Source organism: Pseudomonas sp. R45(2017) (assembly GCF_002112305.1).
In the GTDB taxonomy this organism is placed as follows: domain Bacteria; phylum Pseudomonadota; class Gammaproteobacteria; order Pseudomonadales; family Pseudomonadaceae; genus Aquipseudomonas; species Aquipseudomonas paraglycinae.
Genome location: NZ_NEHH01000012.1, coordinates 243,094 through 255,430, shown reverse-complemented (window position 1 = coordinate 255,430; position 12,337 = coordinate 243,094). Strand labels below are relative to the sequence as shown.

Sequence of the window (12,337 nt, the reverse complement as noted above, 5' to 3'; positions counted from 1 at the left end):
CCGCCAAATCCACCACCGCCAAAGCCGCCCCCTCCTCCGGAGCCGCCCCGGCCGGCGGGAAGGATACCGAGCATCTGGCAGACAAAAATAGTCAGGATGAACAACATCACCAGAAATACGAACAATGCCGGGTGGCGCGAGACGAAATCATCCGAGGGATCGCCAGCCGACTCATACACCGTGGACGGTTCGTCCAGCGGATTGCCGCCCAGCACCACCAGCATCGCCGCCACGCCGTCGCTGATGCCCTTGCTGAAGTTGCCGGCCTTGAACGACGGCGTGATCACCTGATGGATGATCACCGAACTCTGGGCATCGGTCAGGCGATCCTCCAGCCCGTAGCCGACTTCGATGCGCAATTTGCGCTCGTCCCGGGCGACGATCAACAGGGCGCCGTTGTTCTTGTCCTTCTGGCCGATGCCCCAGTGTCGGCCCAGTTCGACGCCGTAGTCCTCGATGGTGGCGCCTTGCAGGTTCGGCAAGGTCACGACCACCAACTGCTCACCGGTTGCCTGTTCGTGGGCCTGCAACTGCTGGCTCAGTTGTGCGCGCACCGACGGCTCGATCATCTGCGCGTCGTCCACCACCCGCCCGGTCAGCGCCGGAAAGGTCATTTCGGCCCGGGCGCTGACGGTGAACAGCCACAGCATCAGCACCAGGCCCATCTTCAACACACGCATGGGCATCCCCGGCTCAGAACTTCACTTCCGGGGCCTTGTCCGCGCCGGGGCTGGTGGCTTCGAAGGTCTCACGGATCGGCAGATCGCTGTACATCACGCTGTGCCACAGGCGACCGGGAAAGGTGCGGATCTCGGTGTTGTATTTCTGCACAGCCAGAATGAAATCACGACGGGCCACGGCGATGCGGTTTTCCGTGCCCTCGAGTTGCGATTGCAGGGCGAGGAAGTTCTGGTTGGCCTTCAGGTCCGGGTAACGTTCGGACACCACCATCAAGCGGCTCAAGGCACCGGTCAGTTGATCCTGGGCCTGCTGGAACTGCTTGAGCTTTTCCGGGTTGTCGAGGGTGCTGGCATCGACCTGGATCGAAGTCGCCTTGGCCCGGGCCTCGATCACCGCAGTCAGGGTTGCTTCCTCGTGCTTGGCATAGCCCTTCACGGTTTCCACCAGATTGGGAATCAGGTCGGCGCGCCGCTGGTACTGGTTCTGCACCTGGCCCCAGGCAGCCTTGGCCTGTTCGTCGAGGGTCGGGATGTTGTTGATGCCGCAAGCAGTCAACAACGTGGCCAGCACCAGCAAGGTGGCGACCTGCAAACGCGAGCGGTAGACAGGACTGACATTCATCGGACGGGTGCTCCCTTGCACATTTCATGAAAATACGAGCGCGAAACCTTCTCGGTCGGCTCTTGGGGCATAATCGCCCGCGCCACTGGATTGCGGCGGGCCGATGGGCTAAAAAGAGGCCCTGCGCGATCACGCTGCTCGATCCGGCAGCGTTTATTCGGCGTCGTTTTTTGCGTCAACACCCGAACAACAATAGTCGCTCCCTAAATTTTGGCTGGCCGGCGTTGTAACGCCGTTTGCGCCCTTGAGAAAACTATTCATGAAGAAGCTGTGTTTGCTGGGCCTGTTCGTCAGCCTGGCCAGTCATCAAGTACTGGCCGCCACGACCCCGGTACCCCTGGAAAACAAGGATGCGTTCATCAGTAACCTGATGAAACAAATGACCCTCGACGAGAAGATCGGCCAGTTGCGCCTGATCAGCATCGGCCCGGAAATGCCCCGCGAGCTGATCCGCAAAGAGATTGCCGCCGGCAACATCGGCGGCACCTTCAACTCGATCACCCGCCCGGAAAACCGCCCGATGCAGGACGCTGCCATGCGCAGCCGCCTGAAGATTCCGATGTTTTTCGCGTACGACGTGATCCACGGTCACCGTACGATATTCCCGATTCCGCTGGCCCTGGCATCGAGCTGGGACATGGACGCCATCGGCCAGTCCGGGCGCGTAGCAGCCAAAGAAGCCGCCGCCGACAGCCTCGACATCACCTTCGCGCCGATGGTCGACATCTCCCGCGACCCGCGCTGGGGCCGCAGCTCCGAAGGTTTCGGTGAAGACACCTACCTGACCTCGCGCATCGCCAAAGTCATGGTCAAGGCCTATCAGGGCGAGACCCCGAGCGCGGCCGACAGCATCATGGCCAGCGTCAAGCACTTCGCCCTGTACGGCGCTGTCGAGGGTGGTCGCGACTACAACACCGTCGACATGAGCCCGGTGAAGATGTACCAGGACTACCTGCCACCGTACCGCGCCGCCATCGACGCCGGCGCCGGTGGCGTGATGGTGGCGTTGAACTCGGTCAACGGTATTCCGGCCACCGCCAACACCTGGCTGATGAACGACCTGCTGCGCAAGGACTGGGGCTTCAAGGGCCTGGCAGTCAGCGACCACGGCGCGATCTTCGAACTGATCAAGCACGGCGTGGCCCGCGATGGGCGTGAAGCGGCGAAGCTGGCGATCAAGGCCGGCATCGACATGAGCATGAACGACACCCTGTACGGCAAAGAGCTGCCGGGGCTGCTCAAGTCCGGCGAGATCGAACAGAAGGACATCGACAACGCGGTGCGTGAAGTGCTCGCTGCCAAGTACGACATGGGCCTGTTCAAGGACCCGTACCTGCGCATCGGCAAGGCTGAAGACGATCCGGCCGACACCTACGCCGACAGCCGTCTGCACCGCGCCGACGCCCGTGAAGTGGCCCGCCGCAGCCTGGTGCTGCTGAAAAACCAGAACGAAACCCTGCCGCTGAAGAAAACCGCGAAGGTTGCGCTGGTCGGTCCGCTGGCCAAGGCCCCGATCGACATGATGGGCAGTTGGGCTGCCGCCGGTCGTCCGGCGCAATCGGTGACCCTGTTCGACGGCATGAGCAATGTGATCGGCGACAAGGCGAACCTGATCTACGCCCGTGGCGCCAATATCACCAGCGACAAGAAGGTTCTCGACTACCTGAACTTCCTCAACTTCGACGCCCCGGAAGTGGTCGATGACCCGCGTCCGGCCAACGTGCTGATCGACGAAGCGGTGAAAGCCGCCAAGGACGCCGACATTGTGGTTGCAGCCGTGGGTGAATCCCGTGGCATGTCCCACGAATCGTCGAGCCGCACCGACCTGAACATCCCGGAAAACCAGCGCGAACTGATCCGTGCCCTGAAAGCCACCGGCAAGCCGTTGGTGCTGGTGCTGATGAACGGCCGTCCGCTGACGATCCTCGAAGAGAAAGAACAGGCTGACGCGATTCTGGAAACCTGGTTCAGCGGCACCGAGGGCGGCAACGCCATCGCCGACGTGCTGTTCGGCGACTACAACCCGTCGGGCAAACTGCCGGTGACCTTCCCGCGCTCCGTGGGCCAGATCCCGACCTACTACAACCACCTGAGCATTGGCCGGCCGTTCACGCCGGGCAAACCGGGCAACTACACCTCGCAGTATTTCGATGACACCACAGGTCCCCTGTTCCCGTTCGGTTACGGCCTGAGCTACACCGACTTCAGTCTGAGCGACATGGCGCTGTCGTCGACCACCCTGAACGCCACCGGCAAGCTCGACGCCAGCGTCATGGTCAAGAACACCGGCAAGCGCGACGGCGAAACCGTGGTGCAGCTGTACATTCAGGACGTCACCGGATCGATGATCCGTCCGGTCAAGGAGCTGAAGAACTTCCAGAAAATCATGCTCAAGGCCGGCGAGCAGAAGGTCGTGCACTTCACCATCACCGAAGATGACCTGAAGTTCTACAACGCCCAGCTCAAGTACGCGGCCGAGCCTGGCAAGTTCAACGTGCAGATCGGCCTGGATTCCCAGGACGTGACGCAGCAGAGCTTTGAGTTGCTGTAACAGTTTTCACACTGCAAAAATTTGTGGGAGCTGGCTTGCCAGCGATGGCGGACGCACAGTCAACGAAGATGTTGAACGTGCCGGCCTTATCGCTGGCAAGCCAGCTCCCACAGGTCCTTCTAAAGGTATGAAAGCTGCGACTAGCCGCGACGATCGAGCAGATTGACCACCACCCGATCCACCCAGCCCCACACCCGCTGCTTCACCCGCCGCCACAGTGGCCGTTTCCGCCATTCCTCCAGGCTCACCTGCTGACTCAGGCCGAAGTCCTTCTCGAAACTCGCCGCCACCGCTGCCGTCAATGACGTGTCCAGCGCTTCCAGATTCGCCTCAAGGTTGAAGCGCAGATTCCAGTGATCGAAATTGCATGAGCCGATGCTGACCCAATCGTCCACCAGCACCATTTTCAGGTGCAGGAAACACGGCTGGTATTCGTAGATTTTCACCCCGGCCTTGAGCAGGCGCGGGTAGTAGCGATGCCCCGCGTAGCGCACCGACGGATGATCGGTGCGCGGCCCGGTCAGCAGCAGGCGCACGTCGAGGCCACGGGCAGCGGCCTTGCGCAGGGAGCGGCGGATTTTCCAGGTCGGCAGGAAATACGGCGTCGCCAGCCAGATCCGCTGCTGGCCGCTGTTCAGTGCACGGAACAACGATTGCAGAATGTCGCGATGCTGGCGGGCGTCGGCGTAGGCCACGCGGCCCATGCCCTCGCCCGTGTCCGGCACGCGCGGCAGTCGTGGCAGGCCGAAATGCGCGTTGGGCCGCCAGGCCCGGCGATGGCGGTTGGCGATCCATTGGCGGTCGAACAGCAACTGCCAGTCGAGCACCAGCGGGCCGGTGATTTCCACCATGACCTCGTGCCATTCGCTGGTGTCGTGGCCCGGCGTCCAGAACTCATCGGTGACCCCGGTGCCGCCGACCACCGCCAGACGCTGGTCGACCAACAACAGCTTGCGATGATCGCGATAGAAATTGCCGACCCAGCGCCGCCAGTTCAGCCGATTGTAAAAACGCAGCTCGACCCCGGCACCAGTCAGCCGCCGGCGCAGCGTGAGGGTGAACGCGAGGCTGCCGTAATCATCGAACAGGCAACGCACCCGCACGCCCCGCTCCGCCGCCAGTACCAGCGCCTGCACGATGGTTTCGGCACAGGCACCGGCTTCCACCAGATACAGCTCCAGTTCGATCTGCTCGCGGGCGCGGGCGATCTCGTCGAGCATGCGCGGGAAGAATTGCGGGCCGTCGATCAACAGCTCGAAGCGGTTGCCATCACGCCACGGAAACACCGCGCCGCGCATGTCAGCGCGCCGTGAAGATCAGCACCGCACCCACCGGCACCGACAGACTGATGGCCGACAGGCCGGCCATGTTGCGCAGGCTTTCCAGGCCCGGCAGCAGATCGAAATCCTCGGCGCTGATCACCAGCGGCTCCAGCGTCACCACTTGAAAGCGTCGGTCATCGAGACGCGTGGCAAGCAGTTCGGCGGGGTATTCGTGCTGTTTGCCGTGCAGGTTGACGGTCAGCGGCAGGCGCAATTCAAGCTGTGCACCGGGGGCCAGATCGTTGATCGGGCGCAGGTCGATCTGGGTGGTGATGGTCGCCTCGGGGAATTGCTCGATCTGGAACAGCTCCTTGCGCATGCGCTCGTCGCGCAGCGGGATGCCGCTGTTGATCGAATCCAGTTCGACTTCGACCACGGCGCGGCCATCGGGATCGACCTTGCCGTGCAGTACCAGAAAGCGCTGCACTTCGGACACGTTGGCGTTTTTCGTGCTGACGAACGACAGCCGCGACGACTCGCCGTCCAGATACCAGTTGGCCTGGGCCGGCAGCGCAGCGGCGCCCAGCAGCAGGCCGGCGAAGGCGTTGCACAGAGAACGGTTGAACATTGAAGACTCGTGGGGCCGATAAACCTGCACGAACCTTAACTGGCCTTGGCGTTATTGCAAACTGTCAGTCTCTGCAAACACTCAGGCCAATGCCTGCTGCACCTCGCCGATGGTCGACGCGAGGCTGTTGAGGTGCAGGCTCAGCACCCGCTCCACCGGCGCCTGATCCATTGGCCAGTGCAGCGCCATGCTGCCGACCAGCCGCCCTTGGGCACGGATCGGCAACGCCACCGCACGAATCAGGAACGGCAGGCGCACCGGGTATTCCCAATAGCCTTCGGTGCGCTGGCCGAAGCCCTGATGCAAGGCTTGTTCGGTGGCCTGCAACACACCGTCATCCGCCAGTTGTTCGCGTTCGGCCAGACGCTTAACGTCCTGGCTGTCGAGTTCGCCAAGGCACGCGCGGCCCATCGCCGAATGAAACAGGCTGGCGTGATGGCCGACGATCTGACAGTTGTTCGGATAGCGTTTGCGCAGCACTTGCGGGATCGCGCTTTCCATGACTTCGACCCGCTCGCCGTCGAAGCACGACAGATCCGCCACCAGCCCGGTGCGTTCGCTGAGTTCCAGCAGCATCGGCGCGGCGCTTTCCACCAGGTGGCGCTTGAAACGTTGCTGACGATCACCGAACAGCCGTTTGGCGCACAACCGGTAGCGACGGTCGCTGAGGCCGCGATAGATCCAGCCCTGCTCCTGCAAGGTCGCGAGCATCCGCGACACCGTGGCCTTGGGCAGAGTCGTCAGGTAGTGCAATTCCTCCAGCCCCAGCGCCTGATGCTCGCCGAGCAACTCGACGATGGCCAGCGCCCGTTCGACCGAGCGCACGCTGCCGGTGTCTGCCTTGCTGCCCATGTGTTCGACCTCCATGGATACGGATGAAAGATCACTTCGTGCAGCAAGATGCGGGCCGCTCAGGCCGATTGCAGGCATGCCGGCGGTCGCCGTTCGACCCAGCGGGTCAGCTGTTCATGGGCGTAGGCCAGTTGTAGCACCGCCCGATCCGCCTGGGCCGGGCCGATGATTTGCAGGCCCATCGGCAGCCCTGCCGGGTTGAAACCCACCGGCACGCTGATGCTCGGCAACCCCGCCAGAGTCGGGCCGATCACCACCTCCATCCAGCGGTGATAGGTGTCCATGGTTTGCCCGCCGACGACTCGCGGCCACGCTTGCTGTGCATCAAAAGGGAACACTTGGGCGGTGGGCAACAGCAGGAAATCGTAACGCTCGAACAACTCGCTCAACGCGCGATACCACTCACTGCGCGCGACCGACGCCTGATAGACCTCGGCTGCCGTCAGACGCAAACCGCCCTCGATTTCCCATTGCGCTTCGGGTTTGAGCAGCGCCCGTTTTTGCGGGTCGGCATAGGCCGCGCCGAGGCTGCCCTGCACCAGAAAATGCCGGTGGGTGAGCCAGGTCTGCCACAGGCGCTCCATGGAAAAGTCCGGCTGGCAGGCCTCGACCTGACAGCCCAGCGCACTGAAATCCACCAGCGCCGATTCACACAGGCTCAACACGCCGTCGTCCATCGGCAGATAGCCGTTGTAATCGCCGAGCCAGCCGAGGCGCAGACCGCTGCAGTCCTGTTGCAGATCCAGCCCGAAATCCCGTGGTTCATCAGCCAGCGACAGCGGCACGCGCGGATCGTAGCCGGCCTGGGTCGAGAGCAACCGCGCGACGTCGGTGACCGTGCGCCCCATCGGCCCTTCGGTGGCCAGTTGCTGGACGAACACTTCCGGCATCGGGCCATGGGGCACGCGGCCCTGGGACGGGCGGAAGCCGAACACGTTGTTGAACGCCGCCGGATTGCGCAGCGAGCCCATCATGTCGCTGCCATCCGCCACCGGCAGCAGACGCAGGGCCAGCGCCACCGCCGCTCCGCCGCTGCTGCCGCCGGCGATCAGGCCCGGATCGTAGGCGTTGGTGGTGGTGCCGAACACGCTGTTGTAGGTCTGCGAACCGAGGCCGAATTCCGGGACGTTGCTCTTACCGATGATGATCGCGCCGCAGTCGCGAACCCGCGCCACGCTGATCGCGTCGTGCTGCGGCACTTGCTCGGCGAACAGCGGCGAGCCGAGGGTCGTGCGCAATCCGGCGGTGGCCGCCAGGTCTTTGATGGCCTGGGGCATGCCGTGCATCCAGCCCCGGGACTCGCCGCGATCCAGTTGCCGGTCACACTCATCGGCCTCGCTCAGCAGCACGTCCTGCGGGCGCATCGACACCAGCGCGTTGACCATCGGATTGAAGCGGTCGATGTGCGTCAGGTAGGCCTGCATCACCTCGCGGCACGACACCTTGCGGGCATGGATCGCCCGGGACAGCGCATCGGCGTCGAGGGCGACAATCGGATCAATGGCTAACGGACTCACGGTTTCACTCCCAGGTTGAGCGCAACGGATTTCTTTGCGCGTGGTGCCTCCTGCAAACAGTAAGTACCGAGCAGGGTCAGCAGGCAAGCGAACAAGACATAGAACGACGGCGCCACCGGGGTGTTCAGAACTTTACTCAGCCAGGTGACGATCAGCGGCGCGAAACCACCGAACACCATCACCGCCACGTTGTAGGCCACGGACACGCCGGTGGAGCGCACTTCAATCGGGAACTGCTCAGCCAATGCGGTCGGGGCCGGGCCGAAGAATCCGCCAATCGCCGTGCACAGCAGCAGTTGCATCACCAGCAAACGCTCGATCGAAGGCGCCGCCGCAACCCACACGTAAAGCGGATAGACCATGACGAAAAACGCCAGGGTGAAGGCCATAAGCACCGGCCGCCGACCGAGGCGATCCGACAGGGCGCCGGAGAACGGAATCACCACGGTCATCAACCCCACCGCAAGCATCTGCACCAGCAACACCTGATCCAGCGGCAGACCGAGATTTTTGTGGGCGAAGGTCGGCATGTTCACCAGCACCACGTAGAACGACACCGTCGCCCCGCATGCCAGGCCCATCGACACCAACAGGCTGCGGCGATGTTCGCGCAGCACCTGCCACAGGCCCGGAGCGGCGCCTTTGGCTTTCTTGCGCGCTTCGAGAAACTCTTCCGGCTCTTCCATGTGCTTGCGAATCCACAGGCCCACCGGGCCGATCAACAGGCCGAGCACAAACGGAATCCGCCAGCCCCAGCTGTCCAGCGCTTCGGGGGAAAACAGGTGCGTGACCAGCGCCACCATCGCCGCGCCGCTGAACACCGCCAGGCATTGCCCGACCAGTTGCCACGATCCGTACAAGCCCTTGCGATGGGCCGGCGCGCTCTCCACCAGAAACGCCGTGGCGCTGGCGTATTCACCGCCCGTGGCAAAACCCTGAAGCATCCGCGCCACCACGATCAGCAACGGCGCGCCCATGCCGATGGCGGCGTGGTTCGGCGCGAACGCGATCAGGGCGATGGACACGGTCATCAGGCGGATGATCATCTGCATCGCCGCCTTGCGCCCTTTGCGGTCGGAGTAGATGCCGAGCAGGATGCCGCCCACCGGGCGCATGAAAAAGCCGACGCCGAAAGTCGCCAGCGCCATCAGCAGCGAGGCGTAGTCGTCGTCGGACGGGAAAAACTGGCGGGCGATGATGCTCGCCAGAAAGCCATAAACGATGAAGTCGTACCATTCCAGGGCGTTGCCGATGACGGCGGCGACCACTTGCCGGGTGCGCGAAACGCCAGAGTTTGAAGGCTGCATGGGGATTCTCCAGAAGCTGTGGGTTGACCACGCAGGCGCGTGCGCACCTGCGTTCCAGCGGCAGCAAAAAGTGAAGAAATCAGGCCGGCTTGAGCCAGCTCTCGGTGAGCGCGCCCCAATACGCCGCGCCGGTCAGCAGGATGTCGTCGTTGAAGTCGTAGGCCGGGTTATGCACCATCGGCCGCGCCACGCCGTTGCCGATGAACAGGTAGGCGCCGGGGCAGCGCTGGAGCATCCAGGCGAAATCTTCGCTGCCCATCAGTTTGGGGGTGTTGCCATCGACGGCGTCGGCGCCGACCAGTTCGACGCCGACCTGACGGGCAAACTCGGTTTCGGCGGCGTGGTTGACCAGCACCGGGTAGGCCGGTCGGTGTTCGATGGTTGAAGTGCAGCCGAAGCTCTCGGCCTGGGACTCGATGATCGAGCGCACGCGGTTCAGGGTCTGTTCGCGAACCTCGGCATTCAGCGCACGCAAGCTCAGGCGCAGGATCGCCTGTTGCGGAATCACGTTCGCCGCTTCGCCGGCCTGCAATGCGCCGACCGTTACCACCGCTGCCTGCTGCGCGTCGATGTTGCGCGCGACCACGGTTTGCAAAGCCATCACCACACTGGCCGCAGCGACCAACGGATCCACCGCCAGATGCGGCATCGAGCCGTGGCCGCCGACGCCTTCGATGGTCACCGTGAGCAAGTCCTGCGAAGCCATCATCGGCCCTTCGCGAAAGCCCAGATGCCCCGCCGGCAAGCCCGGCATGTTGTGCATGCCGAACAGCGCGTCGCACGGAAAACGCTCGAGCAGGCCATCGGCGAGCATCGCTTCGGCCCCGCCTTGCCCCTCTTCGGCGGGCTGAAAAATCAGCGTCAGGGTGCCGTCGAACTGGCGGGTCGCGGCCAGATAACGCGCCGCACCAAGCAACATCGCGGTGTGCCCGTCATGCCCGCAGGCGTGCATGCAGCCTTGATGACGGCTGCTGTAGGCGACGCCGGTGTTCTCGATGATCGGCAGCGCATCCATGTCGGCCCGCAGCCCGAGTTTGCGTGTGCTGCTGCCGTTGCGCAGCACGCCGACCACGCCGGTCTTGCCGACGCCGGTGTGGACTTCATAACCCCACTCTTCGAGCGAGCGGGCGACCAGCGCCGAGGTGCGGCTTTCTTCGAAACCGAGTTCAGGGTGGGCGTGAATGTCCTGGCGGGTGGCGTGCAGGTCGCTGGCCACGTCGTTAAGCCAGGCCAGAATGTGCTGATGTCGGGGCATGACGGTTCTCCTCGCGCGGGTGTTCCCGGTCTTGTTGTTCGGTGTTGTTTCACGACACGTGAACGGCAGGTCGTGCTCACCGCCAGATAACCGCGAGACACGCGAGAGGACAATCGAATGTGGTTCCACAGGGTGGAACCGCAAGCTTTACCCATCCTGTGGGAGCTGGCTTGCCAGCGATAGCGCCGGCACAAGTGACATTTTCGGCGCCTGACACACCGCAATCGCGGGCAAGCCCGCTCCCACAGAGTTTTTCAGTGGTTTGCCAATCGGGTCTGAATCATGGATTGAGGCGACAGCCCTGGCGTTCGCCCTGCCATTGGGCGCTGTTGCTGCGTCCCAGGCCGCTGGCGGTGACTAGTTTTTGCGTGCGGTCATCGGTCAGTTCGCTGGGCAGCCACTGCTTCACGTAGCCCCGGCAATATTCGGCGTCGTTGTTCATGACGTAACGGCACGAACAATATTCCTTGGCGGTGTAGGCGCTGATGATGTCCGGGAAGGCCCACAGGTTTTCGCGCTCGTGCCAGCCCCAACCCAGCAGCAGGACCAACAGCACCAGCAGGATGCGTCTGAACAGTTTCATGGCCGCACCGCCCCGAGCACACGCTTGAGCAATTCGTTGTGGCGATAGCTGCCATCGCGGTCATCGGCGTAGCGCACGATCACCAGTTTCTCACTCGGGATCACGTACAGCGCCTGACCCCAGTGGCCGAGAGCGACGAAGGTGTCGGGTGGTGCGTCGGACCATGGCGAGGCGGCGCCGTCTGCCGGGCGATTGAGCCACCACTGGCCGCCGGGCACGGCTTCGTCCTGATGGGCCTTGTAGCCGGCGAAGGGTTGTCGGTTGAAGGCGACCCAGTCTTTGGGCAGCAACTGCCGGTCGTTCCAGCGTCCGTCCCGTTCCATCAGCAGGCCGATTCGCGCCAGATCCCGGGCCGTCATATAGGCGTATGAAGAGGCGACGAACGTGCCCGTCGCGTCGGTTTCCCATGTGGCATGGCGGATGCCCAAAGGATCGAAAAGCGCTGTCCACGGATAGTCGGGATAACGCTGCGGACCGACGATGGTTTTCAGCGCCGCCGCCAACAGATTGCTGTCGCCGCTGGAATAGCGGAACGCCTGCCCCGCTGGCGCGTAGCTGTCGTGATCGGCGGTGAAGGCGGCCATGTCGCGGTGGCCACGGGTGTAGAGCATCGCCACCACCGAGGATTTCAGCGGGGCGTATTCGTAGTCTTCCTGCCAGTCGATGCCCGAGGCCCAGTGCAGCAGATCCTTGAGGGTAATGGCCGGGTGTTTTTCCAGCGCCGGATAAAACTTCGCGGCCGGATCATCGAGCTTGAACAGGCCTTCGCCGTACGCCACGCCGAGCACCGCGGCCATCAGGCTTTTGCTGATCGACCAGGTCAGGTGCGGAGTGTCGGCGGTGGTCGCGGCGGCGTAGCGTTCGTAGATGAGCTGGCCGTCACGGATCACCAGCAAGGCGTCGGTGCGGATGCCTTTTCGGGTGCTGTCATCGCGGGTCGGGAAGGCGTAGGCCTCCAATGCATCGACGGCCGGGCTGGTGAGTTTCGGGCCGGTCGACCACTGCTCGCCCGGCCATTGTTCGGCCTGAACCGTGAAGCTGATCAGCAGCAGAAACAGGGACAGGCCTTTGAACATGGTG

The 12,337-nt window shown here is 63.4% G+C and carries 11 protein-coding genes; 1 reads left to right on the top strand and 10 read right to left on the bottom strand.

Going from position 1 to position 12,337, the window contains the following annotated elements; translation table 11 throughout:
• Both CAF74_RS25960 and CAF74_RS25955 read right to left on the bottom strand, forming a co-directional pair.
• Nucleotides 1-680: YgcG family protein (locus CAF74_RS25960; protein WP_085748218.1), on the bottom strand; the 680-nt coding region annotated here is incomplete at its 3' end.
• A 13-nt stretch (nt 681-693) separates the two neighbouring features.
• Complete coding sequence (locus tag CAF74_RS25955) at nt 694-1,302, bottom strand: LemA family protein (RefSeq protein ID WP_064383000.1); 609 nt, start codon at nt 1,300-1,302, stop codon at nt 694-696.
• Between the two features lie 259 nt (nt 1,303-1,561).
• Here CAF74_RS25955 and bglX point away from each other — a divergent pair, with 259 nt between their 5' ends.
• On the top strand, nt 1,562-3,853 hold the full coding sequence (gene bglX / locus CAF74_RS25950) for a beta-glucosidase BglX (protein ID WP_085748217.1): 2,292 nt from the start codon (nt 1,562-1,564) through the stop codon (nt 3,851-3,853).
• A 140-nt stretch (nt 3,854-3,993) separates the two neighbouring features.
• Here bglX and CAF74_RS25945 read toward each other — a convergent pair whose 3' ends face one another.
• The 8 genes from CAF74_RS25945 to CAF74_RS25910 form a co-directional block, all read right to left on the bottom strand.
• A complete protein-coding gene (locus CAF74_RS25945; RefSeq protein ID WP_085748216.1) occupies nt 3,994-5,151 on the bottom strand; it encodes a phosphatidylserine/phosphatidylglycerophosphate/cardiolipin synthase family protein in 1,158 nt (385 codons plus the stop codon).
• 1 nt (nt 5,152) lies between these two features.
• Entirely contained in the window at nt 5,153-5,743 is a 591-nt protein-coding gene (locus CAF74_RS25940; RefSeq protein ID WP_085605441.1) for a YceI family protein, read from the bottom strand.
• An 81-nt stretch (nt 5,744-5,824) separates the two neighbouring features.
• On the bottom strand, nt 5,825-6,595 hold the full coding sequence (locus CAF74_RS25935; protein ID WP_085748215.1) for an IclR family transcriptional regulator: 771 nt from the start codon (nt 6,593-6,595) through the stop codon (nt 5,825-5,827).
• 59 nt (nt 6,596-6,654) lie between these two features.
• Nucleotides 6,655-8,112, bottom strand: a complete 1,458-nt coding sequence (locus CAF74_RS25930; RefSeq protein ID WP_085748214.1) for an amidase — start codon at nt 8,110-8,112, stop codon at nt 6,655-6,657.
• Complete coding sequence (locus tag CAF74_RS25925) at nt 8,109-9,419, bottom strand: citrate-proton symporter (protein ID WP_085748213.1); 1,311 nt, start codon at nt 9,417-9,419, stop codon at nt 8,109-8,111. Before CAF74_RS25925 ends, CAF74_RS25930 begins: the two co-directional genes overlap by 4 nt.
• Before the next feature lie 79 nt (nt 9,420-9,498).
• Nucleotides 9,499-10,674, bottom strand: a complete 1,176-nt coding sequence (locus tag CAF74_RS25920; protein WP_085748212.1) for a M20 aminoacylase family protein — start codon at nt 10,672-10,674, stop codon at nt 9,499-9,501.
• Nucleotides 10,675-10,954: 280 nt separating this feature from the next.
• Entirely contained in the window at nt 10,955-11,257 is a 303-nt protein-coding gene (locus CAF74_RS25915) for an amidase (protein WP_085748211.1), read from the bottom strand.
• Nucleotides 11,254-12,333, bottom strand: coding sequence for a serine hydrolase (locus tag CAF74_RS25910; protein WP_085748210.1), 1,080 nt, complete (start codon nt 12,331-12,333; stop codon nt 11,254-11,256). The genes CAF74_RS25915 and CAF74_RS25910 overlap by 4 nt, the downstream gene beginning before the upstream one ends.
• Nucleotides 12,334-12,337 lie beyond the last annotated feature (4 nt).